This is a genomic window from Nocardia sp. CA-119907 (assembly GCF_050955995.1).
Classification (GTDB): domain Bacteria; phylum Actinomycetota; class Actinomycetes; order Mycobacteriales; family Mycobacteriaceae; genus Nocardia.
Genome location: NZ_CP192091.1, coordinates 717,207 through 734,622, shown reverse-complemented (window position 1 = coordinate 734,622; position 17,416 = coordinate 717,207). Strand labels below are relative to the sequence as shown.

The window sequence follows — 17,416 nt, the reverse complement described above, 5'->3', positions numbered from 1 at the left end:
TAACAGTATGTCGTGTTGTAATCGCTGTCACATCGATGAGGAAGGGACGGACGTGCCAGTGATCAATGGGGATCCGATCTGCCGCACACGTCGGCGCGGATTGCGCGCGGCCGTCGCGGCGCTATCGATGGCTGTCGCGGTGGCGACCGCGCTGCTGGCCGGGGTCATCACCGCCATGCCCGCCGCCGCAGCGCCTGTGCCGCAACAGGATTCGTTCTACCAGCCACCGGATGGCTTCGAGACGCAGGAAGTCGGCACGATCCTGCGTTCGCGCGAGGTCCAGCTGGCGGTGCTGACCGTCCTGCCGCTGAGCGTGCGCTCGTGGCAACTGCTCTACCGCAGCACCGACCTGTTCGGACAGCCGACGGCGGCTGTCACCACGGTGATCCTGCCCGCGGGCGCGGACCCGAACCGCTCGCGACCGCTGGTTTCGCTGCAGTTCTACTACGACAGCGCCAGCATCGACTGTGCGCCGTCGTTCGTCTTGCGGCAGGGCGCCGGACTGCCGGGCATAGAGGGCATTCACTCACAGAGTGAGCTGATCGCGATCGCCGCGCTGATCAGCCAGGGCTGGGCCATCTCGGTACCCGACTACGAGGGGCTCGACGGCCATCTCGCGGTGGCCGCGGAGCCGGGATATATGACCCTCGACGGTATTCGCGCCGCCGAGCGCTTCGCACCGCTCGGCGGCGCGAATACCCCGGTGGCGATGTGGGGTTATTCCGGTGGCGGCATGGGCACCGGCTGGGCCGCGCAGTTGCAGCCGACCTATGCGCCGGAGCTGAATGTGAAGGGTGCGGCGCTCGGTGCTCCGGTCTCGGACGTCGCATCCCTGCTGCACGTCAATGGTTCCATGTTCGCCAGCCTGATCGGCATCGGCGTCTCCTCGCTGTACCAGGCGTACCCGAAGTTCCGCGAGGTCACCGATCAGTACCTGACGCCGGAGGGCACGGCACTGATGAACCGGACCAACGCGCAATGCCTGCCGCGCAATGCGCTGACCCAGATGTTCACCGATTACCAACGGATACTGACGATTCCGATCGCGCAGTATCTCGCACTGCCGGAAATCCGGGAGGTCTTCGACGCGACCGTGCTCGGCAAGCAGACCCCGACCGCGCCGATTTTCATCTACCAGGGCGTATTCGATGAGGCCGTGCCGATCTGGACCACCGATCGACTGAACCAGCAGTGGTGTGCGGACGGCGCATCGATCGTCTACAAACGCGACCATCTCAGCGAGCATCTGACCCTGCCATCGCTCGGTATGGCCGACACCTTCAATTGGTTGACGTCACGCCTGGCTCCTGATGCGGCGGATCAATTCGGCTGTCGCACCGAGAATGCGGTCTCGATGCTCGCCGATTTCAATGCCCTGCTGACCCAGATCGAAATCAATCTGAACGCCACCTTCGGCGCGCTCGGATTCCCGATCGGCCCTCGCGAACGCTGACCACTAGTGGCCTAGGTCAGGCATTCGTTGGAGATACAAGAACACGCGCAGAGATTTCCTCGATGCTGAGCCGCGAAACCGATGATCACGTACGGCACCCGCAGTAGACTGCGGCACGAATCTTCGCTACGGCGTCAGTCCGCACTGTACGGCACTCGCAGAGAGGAGATCGGGTATGGGGCATGCAATACCGGGCAAGATCTTCCGGTGGCCGAATCGTACGGTTCCATTCATCATCAACGCCACCGACTTTCCGACAGGATCATCGCAACTCGGCGTCATTAATTCGGCGATAACCAAATGGAACAACACAGCTGGTATTCATGTGACTCTTATACCGCGAACGGCCGAAACATTCTTTGTCGAGTTCGTGGCCGCCGACAGTAGTTGCTCGAGTGACATCGGAAAGAAAGCGTTCATCTGGCCGAGCCGTTCCGGGAAGACGCAAGTCAGATGCGACACCACAGCAGACTTTCAAGACGGTAACGTGATACACGAGATCGGCCACGCTGTCGGTCTCCTTCATGAGCATACGCGCAGTGATCGCGATAATTTTGTCGCGGTCATCGTTCAAAATGTCCTGACCGCCAAGATCGGCAACTACAACCGGCAGACCGGCCAGCGGATCGGGATATACGACTTCGGCTCGATCATGCACTACCCGAGCAACGGCACATTCTGCGTTCAGTGGTATCCCTCGGCGCCGGTGCCACAGGAGTTCAGCAGGCGTTCACCATCGCTAGCGACATTTGCCCCCAATGGCGAACTGCACATGGTCCACGTCGGCCCTTCGAGTCTTATACCGCGGGTTCCCGATTCGACCGATATCTGGCACTCGTGGACCTCGAACGGGGCGGTGTGGACCCGAGGTCCCAGGGTGCCAGGGCGAGGGAGCAGGGACACTCCCGCGTTGGCCTCGTTCAGTGTCGACGGTCAACTGCACATGGTGCACCGAGGACGCAGCAGTGACTTCCTATTCCACTCGCGATCCGCTGATGGGCGTAACTGGAACGCCCCGGTAGTGATACTCAATATGGTCGAGGGCAGCGGCACTCCGGCGTTGACAGAGTTCAAGAACGAGCTGCACCTGGTGCACCGCGGGAAGAACAGCAATGAGTTGTTCCATTTGTTCAGCGCCGATGGACTGACCTGGACGCAGAATCCGCAGGGCTCACCGATTCCCGGGCAATTCAGCAGGGACACTCCGGCATTGGCCTCGTTCAGCGTCGACGGTCAACTGCACATGGTGCACCGAGGGCAGAGCGATGACTTCCTGTACCACTCGTGGTCCGCCGATGGGCGAACCTGGAGTGACCCATTCGGAGTTCCGATTCCGAATCAGCAATCCAGCAGGCACGCTCCCGCGCTAGCGGAATTTGTCGGCGACGACGGAAAAATGAAACTCCATATGGCATACGCCGACGAGGCCGGGACGGTATGGCACACATACTTCGGCAGAGTGAGCCCACTCATCGGCAGCACTGGCACACGCATTCATATCGCCTACAGTTGGAGCCCGGCGACCGATCGCGACAACAACAAGAGCCGATTCGGACCAGCACTCATTTCGTTCGATGGTCGATTGACCATGATGCTCGTCAAAGCAAACAGCAGCCGGATTGTGCAGACCTCGCGAGACGCGACCTTGCAGTGCATCGTCCCGAGCGGAGGGACAACGATTGGTCAACGTGTCGCGCTCAGCACAGACGACATCGCGACCGTGAATACGATGTACCCCTGAGGGCAGCCGCTGCCGTAGCGGCCGCCACTCGATTGCCGACTGCGGCGGCGCGGCATCGCCGTCCGAGCCATCGAACGCGACATCCGTGTGTGGCTCGCCCAGACGTCCTGCCTCAGTCCAGGCAGAACTCATTGCCCTCAGGGTCGGCGAGCACGATGTGGCCGGCGTCCAAACCGCCCGGCTCGATACGGCCGAGCCGCGTCGCACCGATCGCGACGAGTCGGGTTGCCTCGGCTTCCAACGCGGCCATCCGTTCGTCGCCGGTCAGACCGGGCGCGGCGCGGATGTCCAGGTGTACACGGTTCTTCGCGGTCTTCGGTTCGGGCACCTTCTGGAAGAACAGCCGCGGCCCCGAACCATCGGGATCGAGGATGGCCGACCGGTCGTTGTGATGCTCCGGCGGTACACCCCAGGCGGTCAATGCGGTCGTCCAATCCGGAAAACCCTCGGGCGGCGGCTGCAGGTGATAGCCCAATGCTTCCGCCCAGAACGTCGCCTGCGCACCGGGATCGGCACAGTCGTACGTCACCTGGAACTCCTTGCCCATCACGGCTCCAATCTGTCGGCGACCTGTTCGGCCTGGAACAACCGGCATCTTCGCACCGACCGCTGACAAACTCCGCGCGAACGAAGAAGTCGGGCCCGATCCGCACCGTTCGGATCGGGCCCGCTCACGTCCATGAGTGCGGCGAGGTCACCGCCGCGGGCGAAACTACGAGACCACGGGCAGGTACACCTGCGCACCGTGATCGGCGAACTCGGCGGACTTCTCCGCCATACCGGCCTCGATCGCCTCCACCTCCGAAAGCCCCTGGCGCGCCGCGTATTCCCGCACGTCCGCGGAAATGCGCATGGAGCAGAACTTCGGTCCGCACATCGAGCAGAAGTGTGCGGTCTTGGCGGGTTCGGCGGGCAGGGTCTCGTCGTGGTACTCGCGGGCGGTATCCGGGTCCAGGGACAGCGCGAATTGGTCGCGCCAGCGGAATTCGAAGCGCGCCTTGGACAATTCGTTGTCCCGGTCCTGGGCGTGCGGGTGCCCCTTGGCGAGGTCGGCGGCGTGGGCGGCGATCTTGTAGGTGATCACGCCGACCTTGACGTCGTCCCGGTTGGGCAGACCCAGATGCTCCTTGGGCGTCACGTAGCAGAGCATCGCGGTACCGGCCTGGGCGATGATGGCGGCGCCGATGGCCGAGGTGATGTGGTCGTAGGCGGGCGCGATATCGGTGGCGAGCGGGCCGAGGGTGTAGAACGGCGCCTCCTCGCACAACTCCTCTTCCAGCCGCACGTTCTCCACGATCTTGTGCATCGGCACGTGTCCGGGACCCTCGATCATCACCTGCACCCCATGGGATTTCGCGATCTTGGTCAGCTCGCCGAGAGTGCGCAGCTCGGCGAACTGCGCCTCGTCATTGGCATCGGCGATGGAACCGGGACGCAGACCGTCACCGAGGGAGAAGGTCACGTCGTAGCGCGCCAGGATCTCGCAGAGTTCGGCGAAGTTGGTGTACAGGAACGATTCCTGGTGATGGGCCAAACACCATGCGGCCATGATGGATCCGCCGCGCGAGACGATGCCGGTGACCCGCTTGGCGGTCAGCGGCACGTAGCGCAGCAGCACACCGGCGTGCACGGTCATATAGTCGACGCCCTGCTCGCACTGCTCGATCACGGTATCGCGGTAGATCTCCCAGGTGAGTGCGGTCGGATCGCCGTTCACCTTCTCCAGCGCCTGATAGATCGGCACGGTGCCGACCGGGACCGGGGAATTGCGCAGAATCCACTCGCGGGTCTCGTGGATGTTCTTACCGGTGGACAGATCCATGATGGTGTCAGCGCCCCAGCGGGTGGCCCACACCATCTTCTCCACCTCCTCCGCGATCGAGGAGGAGACGGCCGAGTTGCCGATATTGGCATTGATCTTCACCAGGAACTTCTTGCCGATAATGGTCGGCTCCAGCTCCGGATGCCTGTGGTTGGCCGGGATGACGGCGCGGCCAGCGGCGACCTCATCGCGCACGAACTCGGCGCTCACGCCCTCGCGTGCGGCGATGAAACGCATCTCGGGGGTGATGATGCCCTGCCGCGCCCAGGCCAGTTGGGTCTTCGGACCGTCGACCTCGGGCTTGGTCCAGCCGTCGCGCAGCTTGGGCAGCCCCGCGTCCAGGTCGATGGTCGCCGCCTCGTCGGTGTACGGGCCCGAGGTGTCATAGACATCGAAGTGCTCGCCATTGGTCAGATTGATCCGGCGCACCGGAATGCGCAGGTCATCGACCTGTTGGTAGTGCTTGACGCTGCCTTCGATCGGACCGGTGGTCACGGAGTCGACAGGAGCGGAGCCTGCGGAGCGACCCGCGGACGCAGTTGTGCCCATTCGATTTCCTCCCTACGCCAGCATTACCTGGTCAGGTTCATACGGTCGACGGCCCTGAACGCCCGAATGGGCTAGCCGTCCTCTCAGCCCGCTGGTGCGAGCCCCCGTTGGGTGTGAAATTTTCCCGCCCGACGATACCTTTCCACGTCCGCATCCCGCCCGGCGATCGGAGGAACATACAGCGAAGCGCGAGATGGCCGACCGTGCGCCGGTAGATTCGACAAGGTGAAATTCACCCTGGAGGTAGACCTGGATGTCCTGCCCGAGGGCGTCCCAGCGCCTGCCGATCTCGCCGATGAGCTCGGTCGCATCCTGCGCTACTGGGGCGGCAACGTGGAGCACTACCAGTTGATCGAGGGCGATGGTTCGGCCATCTACAACTCCGGATACCGCGAGGTCGGCTCCTGGCAGATCAGCTGATCTTGCCCTCGTAGGCGTCGCGCATGCCCTGCAGGTCGATCTTCTTCATCCCGAGCATGGCCTGCATGGCGCGGTTCGCCGCCGCCCGATCGCTACTCGCGAGCAGGGCATCGGCTGCCACGGGCCAGATCTGCCATGGCACGCCGTATTTGTCATTGAGCCAACCGCATTCGATCTCCTGGCCGCCGTCGGCCAATAGCGCCGCCCAGAGCCGGTCGATCTCCTCCTGGCTGTCACAGTTGACCAGCAGCGACATGGCGTGGGTGTAGCGGAAGTCGCCGCCGCCGTTGATCGCGGTGAACTTCTGGCCGTTGAGTTCGAAATCGACGAGCATGGTGAGTCCGGCTTCGCGTGGCCCGACTTCGCCGTAGGGCAGCACCTTGGTGATCTTCGAATCCTCGAAGAGCGAACAGTAGAATTCGGCGGCCTCCTCGGCCTGGGTGTCATACCAGAGATTGGTGACGATTTTCTGCATGGCGATCCTCCCGATCGGTGTGGTACCTGCACAGGTGCAGACGTTCGAGGGAGCATGGATTCATCGCCGGGCGGCGAGGTGTTTCGGAAGAAAGTCTCCCACTGCGGGGTCAGTAGGACTGGAGTTCGATCAATGTGCCTTCCGGATCGCGCAGCTGCGCGGTCCGCAGCTGCGGTCCCCACTCCGGACGATCCACCGCCCCGGCGACCAGCGTCGCGCCGTTGCGCAGGCACAGTGCGACCCCCGCGTCGACATCGGCGACCCGGCACACGAACATCACCGCGTCTTGTGCGGGTGCCGCGGTCACCGGCAGGTCGGTGGTGCCGGCGACCTGGGCCATGGCGGCGCGGTCGAAGAGCACCAGCACGGCCTGGTCGTCCACATCCCAGTTCGCGTACGGGCCCGCCGCGGTGCCCTTGATCAGCTTCGCGCCGAGCAGCTCCGGGAGGACGGCGCGGTAGAACTCGAAGCATTCGGCGAAGCGGGTGACGAGCAGTCTCGGGTACAGGGCGTCCACGGTATCTCCTATTTAGTAGGTTCGAACCTATCGTAGGACCGGCCCTATAATTTGTCGTATGGAATCCGCGCGGACCCTTCCGCCGAGCCTGCTCGGGCTCGACACCTACCTGCTGTCACGTGTCGGCAAGGTCGCGCGCGGCAGATTCGCCGATCGGCTCGCGGCGCGCGGGCTTCGGTTGTGGCATATGGCCGTACTCGCCGCGCTGGTCGATTTCGGCCCGCACGTGCAGCGCGATCTCGGGATCCGGCTCGATATCCACCCCAGCGATGTGGCGAAGATCGTCGATGAACTGGCCAGCGCCGGTCAGGTCGAACGCACCCGCGATCCCGCCGATCGCCGCCGCATGTCGGTGCGGATCACCAGGTCCGGCCGGGCGGCGCTGCGGGCGCTGGACAAGGAGGCCCGGCAGGTGCGCGAGGAGATCCTCGCACCGCTCAGCCGGGACGAACGAATCGTGTTGTCGGACATGATGCGTCGACTGTTCGAGCACACCCACCCGGACACCGTCGCGGACTGACACTGGGCACCGGTACGCGGGGTCCGGCGGCAGCCGACGCCACACCACAGCCGACGGACACACGCCCGCTCGACCCGGTGTGATCGAGCGGGCGTCGGACCGCATCAGGCCGCGGTCTGCGTCTGCGCCGCGACCTGCGCCGACCCGCCGTGCGCGGCCGGTTCAGAAGTCTTGCCGCGCAACGGAACTTCCTCGATGAACCAGGCGATCACGAAACCGAGCGCACAGATCACCGAGGCGGCCAGGAAGACATGCCCGACGCCAGAGGCGAAGGCGTCCAGATACCCGGGCCCGTCGGCGGGCGCATGTCCTTGCAGGGCCCTGGTGAACAGGGATCCGAAGGCCGCGACGCCGATTGATCCGCCGAGGGTGCGGAACAGGGTGACAGCGCCGGATGCCGCGCCGATATGCGATATCTCCACGCTGTTCTGCGCGACGGCAGTGGACAGCTGCATCGAGAAGCCGAGTCCGGCTCCCATCAGCGCCATCGCGAATCCCGTTGCCAGCCGCCCGGTTTCGGCATCGACGGTGGCCAGTAGTACGGCACCCGCGGTGAGGAACACGCCGCCGAGAATGAAGAAGTTCTTGTACTTTCCGGTGGCGGTCATCCGCTTGCCGACGAGCTGGGACACGATGAGCAATGGGATCATCATCGGCAGCAGCAGCCATCCGGAGTTGGCCGCCGAGGCGCCCTGCACGGTCTGCTGGAACAGCGGCAGATACAGCACCGATCCGAACATGATCACGCCACCGACCAGGGCCGTCAATGCGGCCAGGGTCAGATTGCGGGTACGGAAGATCCCCAGCGGAATCACCGGATCGACGGCCCGGCGCTCGATGACGAGGAAGGCGGCGAGAGCGGCCACCGCGAGCACGGCGAGTCCGATGATCCGGGCCGAGAGCCAGGCGTAGTCGATACCGCCCCAGGTCGCGATCAGCACCAGCGCGCCGATCGCGATGGCGAGCGTGCAGATACCCGCGTAGTCGATGGTCACCTTCCTGCGCGCGACCGGAAGCTCGAGCCGCCACCACGACCAGGCGAAGGCCACCAGGCCCAGCGGGATATTGATGTAGAAGGCCCACCGCCAGTCGAGTCCGTCGGTGATCAGACCGCCGAGCAGCGGGCCGCCGATGGTGCCGATGGCCATCGTGGTGGCGGTCATGCCCTGGTACTTTCCGCGTTCGCGCGGCGGGACCAGCGCGCCGATGAGGGCGAACGCGGTGACGGCGATGCCGCCCGCGCCGAGACCCTGCAGTGCGCGGAATCCGATCAGCGCCGACATCGACCACGATGCGCCCGCCAGCACCGAACCGATCAGGAAAACGCCTATAGCGCTGAGGAATACGGTCTTTCGGCTGTACAGGTCGCCGAGTTTCGCCCATACCGGCGTCGAGATCGCCGATAGCAGCGTGTACGCGGTCACCACCCAGGCGACCTGGGACAGTCCGCCCAATTCACGCACGATCGTCGGCATCGCGGTGCCGACGATCGCGTTGTCCAACATTGCCAGCAGCATCGCCAGCAGCACACCGGCCAGCACCGGTCGGATCGATCGCGTGGGCGCGGTTCTCATTTCGGTCATTTCTGCGGACATGGCCGCTCACCTCCTTCGGGCTTGTCATCGGCAATCCGGACCGCCGACCGGTCCAGAAAAGCATAGTCGCTATAAAAGTACAACTGCTCCGACTTTGGTGCAGATAGCCTGATCCGGGTAGAGTCGGCGATATGACCGCGACGACCGGACGCCGTGAGCGCAAGAAGGCCCAGACGCGGCAGGCCCTGGCCGATGCCGCGATGCAGCTGTTCACCGAACGCGGCTACGACAATGTCGGCGTCCGGGAGGTCGCCGAGGCGGCAGACGTATCACTGAGCACGCTGTTCAAACATTTCCCCAGCAAGGAATCACTGGTCTTCGATCTGGACGCGGATATCGAGGCCGACCTGGTCGCGGCCGTCCGCGATCGCCCCTCGGGACAACCGGTCATGCACGCGCTGCGCGACTATCTGATGCGCAGTCGCACCACGCGCAGTGATGATCCCGGCATCGTCGCCTTCCACCGCCTCATCGACTCGACGCCAGCACTGCGCGAATACGCACACCAGATGCTGCTGCGGCACGAGTCCGCGCTGGCGGCCGCGATCGCCGAAGCGACCGGCAAACCGGAGGGCGATCTCGCCGCCGCGGGATTGGCCCACTTCGCCCTGGAAAGCTCCAAAGTCGCCAGCACACGGGAGGATCCGCCGCGCGCGCTCCGGAAGCTGTTCGACCTGCTCGAACACGGCTGGGGCGCGGACGCCGCAGGTCAGTGACTCGGTGACACGAAATCCCTGGGCACCAACCACATCGCAAGCACAGTCACTTCGCGACCATGTCCGCCGAAGGGCATGACGGAGCAGCCACACCGAAGGAGTGTCGCGCGCTGATGCGCCGTTGAGGAACGACCAACATCGAGCAGCGAGTCGGCGAGGCGAGTTGATGGCGTCCAGCCGGAGCGCTCGACCGCAGCACCGCCGACAATCCAGCCGAGGGTCGGGCCCACCCCAGCCGATGCTTACCAGGTAGGCGCTGACCGGCTCCGCACGTTCAAACTCCACACGGACATGCTCTGAGCCAATGCTCTTCACCTCCGCACTTTGTCGCAGCAATCTCACAGACATCGATCGATCCGCTCGTCCATCGACATTCAGCCAGCATTCATGGCATATCAGCTAACAACTAGATACCGAAGTGATCGATGCAGGGGCGCAGGGAAATCCACACATCGGCAGCAATCGGTTGACGGACAGATCTAGCGCTGCTAGATTCTCTATCAACGCTACAGACGAAGAAACGGAAGCCATCATGATCACCACTGCCATTCAGGTCATCGCCATCGCCTCGGTCCTCGCGAACGCCGTCGTCTACGGCACCGACGCCTGCTTCGCACTGATCACGCGTTCGGTGTACGACAAGCTGGACGACCGGACCGTGACCATTTCGGCGGGCTGGGGCCACTACTACGGCGATCGCCGGATGCCGATCGTCGGCATCGGCGGCGTGGTGACCGCCGTCGCGGCAACACTGCTCGCGGCCATCGGCGGTCACGTCCCGGCGGCGATCGCGGCGGGTATCGCCGTCATCGCGCTGGTGACCTGGCTCGGGATCTACGTTCGGGTCGCGAAGCCGGTGAACACCCAGCAGACCGCCGCCGCGCAGTCCGGTGTCATCCCGTCGAATGCACGTGCGCTGCAGGAGAAGTGGAACAGCGTCATCAACGGCCGGGTCGCCCTCCAGTTCATCGCCGTCGCCGCACTCTGCGCCGCTATCGCCCTTGCCTGACACTCCTCATCGAAACCCTGTGTCGACCGCACATCGAATGTGCGGTCGACACAGGGTTTCGCTGGTATACGGCCATCTCGAAATGCATTGCCTAGCGGATGGTTTGGTCGATCAACAAGCGCGCGGCCCGGTCGGTGCGCTCGACGTCACCGGTGATCAGCCGATCCTGAATAATGCCGCGCAGACCCGAAACCAATAGCGTGGCAACGGCTTCCGGATCATCGATGGTCTCGATCCGACACAGCGCATCAGTGAGCGTGCCGATGAAGGTCGCGATCGCGGCATTCGCGTATTCGCCATAGGGACTCCCCGGCGCACATGCCGCGCCGAGTACTTGCAGCAGCACGCGCACACTCGTCGTGGCCTCCCCCGCGATATTCACCGAGCAGAATGCGCCGAGCCGCTCGCGCAGCGCAGCCGCATCGGTGATATCAGCGAAAACGGCGCCGATATCCGGGCGCTGCGTGGTGAGCGCCTGGACCAGCAACTCCTCCTTGGTATTGAAGTAGTGGATCAGCATGCGGGAGCTGGTGCCGAGTTCGGCGGCGAGCGGGCGCAGCGACAGATCGCCGAGACCGCGTTCGGCGATGTACTCGACGACACCGGCCAGCAGGTCGGCGCGTTTCGCGTGGTCGAGGGGGCGAGCCATGAGTTGACTGTAGCGATTGGTACAGGTATTCATGACATCGTGACTGTAACAATCGCTTCAGAAACTCGGCCGTCGGTCGTGGTCACCGCGGTCGCCGCGACCACATCGCTGGCCGATGACATCGACGCGACCTGGTCCGGCCTGCTCGCCGGACGCAGCGGTATCGGCAGGCTCACCGACGATTTCGTCGCCGAATACGATCTACCGGTCCGCATCGGCGGCAAGTTGACCGCACATCCGGGTGCGCAACTCACCCGGGTCGAACAGCGACGCCACTCCTATGTCGAGCAAATGGCCCTGGTGCTCGGCCGCCAAGTGTGGCGCAATGCGGGCACACCCGAGGTCGAGGGCGAACGGCTCGCGGTGGTCATCGGCACCGGCCTGGGCGGCGGCGACGCGCTGATCAATGCCGTCGACTCGATGCGCGACGGCGGCTACCGCAAGGTATCGCCGATGTCGGTGCCGATGGTGATGCCGAACGGCCCGGCCGCCACGGTCGGACTCGAAATCGGTGCCAAGGCCGGGGTTTTCGCGCCGGTCTCGGCCTGTTCGTCCGGTTCGGAGGCGATCGCGCACGCGTGGCGGCTGATCACCACCGGCGAGGCCGATGTCGTGGTCGCGGGCGGTGTCGAGGGTCATATCGATGCGGTGCCGATCGCGAGCTTCGCGATGATGCGCGCGATGAGCACCCGCAATGACGAACCGGAGCGGGCATCGCGGCCGTTCGATCGGGATCGGGACGGCTTCGTCTTCGGTGAGGCCGGCGCATTGCTGGTGCTGGAATCCGAGCGGCATGCGCGGGCGCGCGGGGCGCGGATCCATGGGCGCGTACTCGGCGCGGGGATCACCTCCGACGCCTACCACATCGTCGCCTCGGAGCCGGACGGCATCGGCGCCGCCCGTGCCATGCGCAAGGCGATAAGCACTGCCGGACTTCAGATTTCGGATATCCAGCACGTCAACGCGCATGCCACCTCGACATCGATCGGCGATGCGTCGGAGGCCAATGCCATCACCGCCGTCACGCCCGAGGCATCGGTCTACGCACCCAAATCCGCACTCGGCCATTCGATCGGCGCGGTCGGGGCGCTCGAATCCATCCTCACTGTGCTGACATTGCGCGACCAGATCGTCCCGCCCACACTGAATCTCGACAATCGCGATCTGGAGATCGACCTCGATATCGTCGCGGGCGCACCCCGCGAGCAACACATCGACTTCGCACTCAACAACTCCTTCGGCTTCGGCGGCCACAATGTCGCCCTCGCCTTCGGCCGGGCGTAGCCACGCCCGGCCGGTTGCCACGGAGTAGCGTCGTAGCAGAATCGTTAACCGGACAAACAACCCACCGGGCAGCTTCGATGGACGGGACAACGACGTGGCCGACGCCTTCTACACCCCAGATCCGACGGATCCGAATCGGTTCGTCTCGACCGAGTTGACCCGCGGTCCGTGGTCACCGGACGCCCAGCACGCCGGACCGCCCTCCGCGCTGCTCGGGTACGCGATCGAGCGCTGTGAGCCACGGACCGGATTCCAGGTCGGGCGGGTCGCGGTGGAGATTCTCGGGCCGGTTCCGCTGGAGCCGCTGACAGTGGCGACGCGGGTGGTCCGCCCCGGCCGCAGCGTCGAGCTGATCGAGGCGACCCTGTCCACCGATCGCGGGCCGGTGCTGCGGGCGAATGCCTGGCGCTTCAAACTCGCCGAGCCGGAACTCGAACTGCCCGAACAGATTCTGCCGACCGGCGCGCGTCCCGGCCCCGATCAGGCTGTGCCGTCCCAGTTTCCCTCCGATCAGCCGGTCGGCTTCCACACCGGCATCGAATACCGCTTCGTCAGCGGCTCATTCGCCGAACCCGGCCCGGCGATCTGCTGGATCCGGCTGCGGTATCCGATCGTCGCCGGAACCACCCCGAGCCCACTGGAACGCACACTCGCGGCGGCGGATTCGGGCAACGGCGTCAGCTCGGTGCTGGACTGGTCCCGATACCTGTTCATCAATACCGATCTCACGGTCACGCTGCACCGGCAGCCGGTTGGCGAGTGGGTCTGCCTGGACGCCGCCACCTATCCGCAACCACACGGCATCGGCTTGGCGGAGTCGGCACTGTTCGATGAAAAGGGCCCACTGGGCCGCAGCACCCAAACCCTGTTCCTCGGACCGCGCTAGCGTCTGCGCGGGCCGAAGTCCGCGGCCCAACGCAGACGCTCGTCGCACGCCGTCGAATCGGATTGCGCGGCAGCCGAGAGTGCGGCGACGTGGCACGAACTTCGCAGGTCGAGACCACCGGCCGGCCTGTTGCTGAGCAATCGCCGCATGTGAAACCATAAATGTGATTCGGTCGACCCGAGAACTCTGATGACTGGACACCCGGCAGCACACCGCGCACCGCGGACACCGGGCCCGGCGACCGACACCACTCGCGCAATGGTTTCCGGTCCGGGTCTTGCTGGTTTATGTGCCGCACTCGGGCTGCTTCCGGTCGCGCCAGTGCTGGCCTGGGCGGACGCGCTGAGACCTTTCCGAATCTGGTTCTGGACGCCTTCGCGCAGCGTCCCGGACGCGGGAAGGAGTTGAATCCGATGCGCTTGCGACTGACCCCGGACCAACTCGCCGCGGCCTTGTCCATCTCCGGGCTGCAGCCAGGGCCGCGCTCCGCGCTGCCGTCGACAACCCCGCCGCACGACCCGGCGGCGGAGCTGAAGGACACCGGACTACTCGAGGACGACGGCCGACTCATCGGATCGGCGACGGCAGCGTTGCGAATCGCCGCCGATCCCGCCCGCACTGTCGTCATCACCGCCAACCGCGCCGGGCAGGCCGGCTGGAAGTCGGTGCTGCTGCTGCACGGGGACGAGGACGAAACCTTCGTCATGCAGGCCGGGACCGGCGACGACGGCTTCGAATTCACCGTCGTGCCCACGCTCACCCAGGCCACCGCGCAGGTGGACGAACTACTCGATCTCACCTCCTACGGCCCCGGAGCCTTATCGCCTCCCATCGACCTCGATCTCATCGCGTTCGCCGCCCTGCTCGCCGCCACCGATACGGCGCAGGAGGCCCGCCTGGCCGGGGTCCTTGGTCGAAAGGTCACGCCAGGACCGCCCGAGCTGCGGGCGCTCGAACTGGAGGAACAACTCGCCAAGGGACTTGCCGGCGACGACACCCGCTGGTCCCTGCCCGCCGCCCAGGGAGCCGCACCGGTGTCACTCGCGGCGGCGGCCGGTCGGATGCCGGAGGGGCTGGCCAGGCTGGCATTGCTCGGTCTGGTCCGGCTGGAGGCCCTCGGCAGCTACCGATTCACCGATGCCGGGACCGCGGTAGCGCGGACGTTCGGTCAGCTATTGACGACGGGCAGCATTGCCGTGTTCACCGGTGCGGCATCGGAACGGCCCGCACTCGCCCACTTCACGGTGTTCCGATCGACATTCACGACGCGGTTCGCGTTCTGGAGCGAGCTGGCGACGCGAAACCCGCGCGTGGAATTGTTCGAGACCACAGCGGATGTCGCACTCCGTGTGGTGCGCGACGTGCTCGACCCTGCCGTGGTCACGTTCGCCGGTGGCACAGCGGCATTCGACGCGGCCTCCGCGCCCACCGAGGCCGTGCCGATGGTCGAGCGCGGCGGCGAAGCGACGTGGCATCCGACCCACCAGGTGCCCGGCAACGGCATGCCGGCGTGGGCCACACCCGATCCGGCCCGGCCACCCGTCGCCCACATCGACCCGTACGTCGAACTCGAGATCCTCGAACGCGCCGGGGACTGGGCGCATATCGCCTGCAACAACGGCTGGACCGGCTGGGTCGACGGCCGCGCCATCGAACCGCTCACGGCCCCCGCCGCGGCACCCTGGTACCCCACCCACCGGGTACCCGAGGGCGGAATGGCCGCGTGGGCCTCGCCCGATCCGAGATTCGGACCCATCACCAGTATCGATCCCGGCGTCGAACTCCAGATCCTCGAGCGCGCCGGGGACTGGGCACATATCGCCTGCAACAACGGCTGGACCGCCTGGGTCGACGGCCGCGCGATGCAACCCCTGACACTGCCCCGCGCCGCGCCGAGGACATCCACCGACAACAGGCGCGTCTGATGTCGCGGTCGCGGATCAACGCCGCTGCCAGCGCCAGGCGAATTCGCCCTCCTTGGGCGGGGGCCCTGGGAGATCGCCTTCGGCCGACAGTCCGGCGAGCAGCATGGCCAGCACACGTCGGCGCAGTTCCGCGGTGCGCTGCTGGTCCGGCATGGTGATGGCCGCACACGATTCGAGGACCAAACCGAGATCGTTGGCATTGGCATCCGCGCGCAGCCGACCGGAGGCGTGCGCCCGCCGCACCAGTTCCTGGGTTACCTCGCCCGAATGCGTGATATCCGGCAGCATCGAGTCGTCCGGGGTGAACGTGCCGGCCAGATGCACGGTCAGCGAGTGCACGTCGGCCTCGACCACCCGTTCCAGGAATCCGACCAATCCGCGCCAGCCATCCGAATCCTCCAGTGCGGCATCGGCTTCCGCGTTGTAGCGGCGCAGGCCCTCATGGCAGAGGGTGCGCAGCAGCACCTCCTTGCTCGGATAGCGGCGATAGAGGGCGCTGATTCCGACGCCAGCGCGTTCGGCGACGGCGGCGATCGGCGCGTTGGCATCGGCCAGGAAGACCGCGCGGGCGCCCTCCAGGATGAGTCCGTCATTGCGGGCGGCCTGGGCCTTGCGACCCGGCAGACCCTTCTGAGCTGGGGCATCGGTTGTTTTCGACATGAGTTCAGACTAGCACTTGAAACGGAATGATCCGTTCTGCTACTGTTTAAACAGAACGAAGCATTCCGTTTCACAAGGAGCAGCAATGAGCGCCATCACCCCCTTCACCATCAACATCGACCAGGCCGACCTCGACGACCTGCAGGACCGACTCGCCCGCACTCGCTGGGCGGATCAGATCCCCGGGTCGGAGGACACCTACGGGGTGAGTGTCGAGCGCGTGCGGCATCTGGTGAACTACTGGCGCGACGGATTCGACTGGCGCAAGGTCGAGGCGAAGCTCAATGCGTACCCGCAGTTCACCACGGAGATCGATGGGCAGAACATCCACTTCCTGCACATCGAGTCGCAGCGGGACAACAGCTTTCCGCTGATCCTGACCCACGGCTGGCCGGGCACCTTCGTCGAATTCCTCGGCGTCATCGAGCCGTTGACGGCGGCCGGATTCGATCTGGTGATCCCGTCGGTGCCGGGTTACGGATTCTCCGGTCCGACAACCGAATCCGGTTGGAACGATCAGCGCATCGCCAAAGCCTGGGCCGAACTGATGCGGCGGCTCGGGTACACCGAATACGGTGCGGTCGGAAATGACGGGGGCGCGCAGATCTCGCCCGAACTCGGTCGAGTCGCGCCGGATAATGTTGTCGCCATTCAGGTTTCGCAGGTGTACTCGTTCCCCTCGGGTGATCCGGCGGAGCTGGCCGACCTCACCGAGGACGAGCAGCAGTCACTGGCGACGCTGGATTGGTTCGTCAAGAACAAGATGGGCTTCAATATCCTGCAGTCGCAGCAGCCGCAGACGCTGGCGCACGCGCTGATGGATTCGCCGACCGGTCTGATCGGCTGGAACAGCCAGCTGCTCGGCCCGGATCTGGACGATGAGTTCGTGCTGACCAATATCGCGATCCACTGGCTCACCGGCACCGCGGGTTCAGCCATCCGGCACTACTTCGAGAAGGCCAAGGCGCAGCAGCCGACCGAGCCGACCACGGTGCCGCTCGCGCTGTCGGGATCCAATGGTGACTTCCACGGAATCCGCCGGTTCGCCGACCGCGATCACACCAACATCGTGTCGTGGCGCACCCACGACGTGTACACCCACTACCTGCACCACGTCGCACCCGCGCTGATGGCCGGTGAGATCACCGAATTCTTCGCGCAGTACCGCTGACGCCCGATGCCGTTCCGCGCGGCA

At 65.2% G+C, this 17,416-nt stretch carries 17 protein-coding genes; 10 read left to right on the top strand and 7 right to left on the bottom strand.

The genetic code is table 11. From position 1 onward, the window contains the following. The first annotated feature begins 52 nt into the window (after nucleotides 1-52). A complete protein-coding gene (locus ACQP2D_RS03455) occupies nucleotides 53-1,453 on the top strand; it encodes a lipase family protein (RefSeq protein ID WP_433682271.1) in 1,401 nt (466 codons plus the stop codon). A gap of 175 nt (nucleotides 1,454-1,628) precedes the next feature. Further along, on the top strand, nucleotides 1,629-3,194 hold the full coding sequence (locus tag ACQP2D_RS03450; RefSeq protein WP_433682270.1) for a M12 family metallopeptidase: 1,566 nt from the start codon (nucleotides 1,629-1,631) through the stop codon (nucleotides 3,192-3,194). A gap of 112 nt (nucleotides 3,195-3,306) precedes the next feature. On the opposite strand, the gene ACQP2D_RS03445 is transcribed toward ACQP2D_RS03450, so the two are convergent. Together ACQP2D_RS03445 and thiC are read right to left on the bottom strand one after the other, a co-directional pair. After that, complete coding sequence (locus ACQP2D_RS03445; protein ID WP_433682269.1) at nucleotides 3,307-3,741, bottom strand: VOC family protein; 435 nt, start codon at nucleotides 3,739-3,741, stop codon at nucleotides 3,307-3,309. Nucleotides 3,742-3,906: 165 nt separating this feature from the next. Further along, on the bottom strand, nucleotides 3,907-5,565 hold the full coding sequence (gene thiC, locus ACQP2D_RS03440; protein ID WP_433682268.1) for a phosphomethylpyrimidine synthase ThiC: 1,659 nt from the start codon (nucleotides 5,563-5,565) through the stop codon (nucleotides 3,907-3,909). 225 nt (nucleotides 5,566-5,790) lie between these two features. Between thiC and ACQP2D_RS03435 the strand changes: the two genes are divergently transcribed. Next, nucleotides 5,791-5,985 (top strand): hypothetical protein, encoded by a 195-nt coding sequence (locus ACQP2D_RS03435; RefSeq protein ID WP_433682267.1) that lies wholly within the window; start codon nucleotides 5,791-5,793, stop codon nucleotides 5,983-5,985. On the opposite strand, the gene ACQP2D_RS03430 is transcribed toward ACQP2D_RS03435, so the two are convergent. Further along, entirely contained in the window at nucleotides 5,978-6,460 is a 483-nt protein-coding gene (locus ACQP2D_RS03430) for a VOC family protein (protein ID WP_433682266.1), read from the bottom strand. The genes ACQP2D_RS03435 and ACQP2D_RS03430 overlap by 8 nt on opposite strands. A 109-nt stretch (nucleotides 6,461-6,569) precedes the next feature. Then, the gene (locus ACQP2D_RS03425) at nucleotides 6,570-6,977 is read right to left on the bottom strand and encodes a VOC family protein (protein ID WP_433682265.1); all 408 of its coding nucleotides are present in this window, start codon (nucleotides 6,975-6,977) and stop codon (nucleotides 6,570-6,572) included. A 58-nt stretch (nucleotides 6,978-7,035) separates the two neighbouring features. Here ACQP2D_RS03425 and ACQP2D_RS03420 point away from each other — a divergent pair, with 58 nt between their 5' ends. Then, nucleotides 7,036-7,497: a MarR family winged helix-turn-helix transcriptional regulator gene (locus ACQP2D_RS03420; protein WP_433682264.1), complete on the top strand. Its 462-nt coding sequence runs from the start codon at nucleotides 7,036-7,038 to the stop codon at nucleotides 7,495-7,497. Between the two features lie 104 nt (nucleotides 7,498-7,601). On the opposite strand, the gene ACQP2D_RS03415 is transcribed toward ACQP2D_RS03420, so the two are convergent. After that, nucleotides 7,602-9,092 carry an MDR family MFS transporter gene (locus ACQP2D_RS03415; protein ID WP_433682263.1) on the bottom strand — a complete coding sequence of 497 codons (1,491 nt, stop codon included), beginning with the start codon at nucleotides 9,090-9,092 and terminating at the stop codon, nucleotides 7,602-7,604. A gap of 131 nt (nucleotides 9,093-9,223) precedes the next feature. On the opposite strand from ACQP2D_RS03415, the gene ACQP2D_RS03410 reads away from it, so the two are divergent. Continuing rightward, on the top strand, nucleotides 9,224-9,808 hold the full coding sequence (locus ACQP2D_RS03410) for a TetR/AcrR family transcriptional regulator (RefSeq protein ID WP_433682262.1): 585 nt from the start codon (nucleotides 9,224-9,226) through the stop codon (nucleotides 9,806-9,808). A gap of 532 nt (nucleotides 9,809-10,340) precedes the next feature. Further along, entirely contained in the window at nucleotides 10,341-10,817 is a 477-nt protein-coding gene (locus tag ACQP2D_RS03405; protein ID WP_433682261.1) for a DUF1772 domain-containing protein, read from the top strand. Nucleotides 10,818-10,908: 91 nt separating this feature from the next. On the opposite strand, the gene ACQP2D_RS03400 is transcribed toward ACQP2D_RS03405, so the two are convergent. Beyond that, entirely contained in the window at nucleotides 10,909-11,466 is a 558-nt protein-coding gene (locus ACQP2D_RS03400) for a TetR/AcrR family transcriptional regulator (protein WP_433682260.1), read from the bottom strand. A 39-nt stretch (nucleotides 11,467-11,505) separates the two neighbouring features. Between ACQP2D_RS03400 and ACQP2D_RS03395 the strand changes: the two genes are divergently transcribed. The 3 genes from ACQP2D_RS03395 (at nucleotide 11,506) to ACQP2D_RS03385 (ending at nucleotide 15,561) form a co-directional block, all read left to right on the top strand. Continuing rightward, nucleotides 11,506-12,750 carry a KasA/KasB family beta-ketoacyl-ACP synthase gene (locus tag ACQP2D_RS03395; protein ID WP_433682259.1) on the top strand — a complete coding sequence of 415 codons (1,245 nt, stop codon included), beginning with the start codon at nucleotides 11,506-11,508 and terminating at the stop codon, nucleotides 12,748-12,750. 94 nt (nucleotides 12,751-12,844) lie between these two features. Then, nucleotides 12,845-13,636: a thioesterase family protein gene (locus tag ACQP2D_RS03390; RefSeq protein WP_433682258.1), complete on the top strand. Its 792-nt coding sequence runs from the start codon at nucleotides 12,845-12,847 to the stop codon at nucleotides 13,634-13,636. Between the two features lie 413 nt (nucleotides 13,637-14,049). Next, the gene (locus ACQP2D_RS03385; RefSeq protein ID WP_433682257.1) at nucleotides 14,050-15,561 is read left to right on the top strand and encodes a hypothetical protein; all 1,512 of its coding nucleotides are present in this window, start codon (nucleotides 14,050-14,052) and stop codon (nucleotides 15,559-15,561) included. 15 nt (nucleotides 15,562-15,576) lie between these two features. On the opposite strand, the gene ACQP2D_RS03380 is transcribed toward ACQP2D_RS03385, so the two are convergent. Next, nucleotides 15,577-16,221: a TetR/AcrR family transcriptional regulator gene (locus ACQP2D_RS03380; protein ID WP_433682256.1), complete on the bottom strand. Its 645-nt coding sequence runs from the start codon at nucleotides 16,219-16,221 to the stop codon at nucleotides 15,577-15,579. Between the two features lie 85 nt (nucleotides 16,222-16,306). Between ACQP2D_RS03380 and ACQP2D_RS03375 the strand changes: the two genes are divergently transcribed. Further along, nucleotides 16,307-17,392: an epoxide hydrolase family protein gene (locus ACQP2D_RS03375; protein WP_433682255.1), complete on the top strand. Its 1,086-nt coding sequence runs from the start codon at nucleotides 16,307-16,309 to the stop codon at nucleotides 17,390-17,392. The last annotated feature ends 24 nt before the right edge of the window (nucleotides 17,393-17,416 follow it).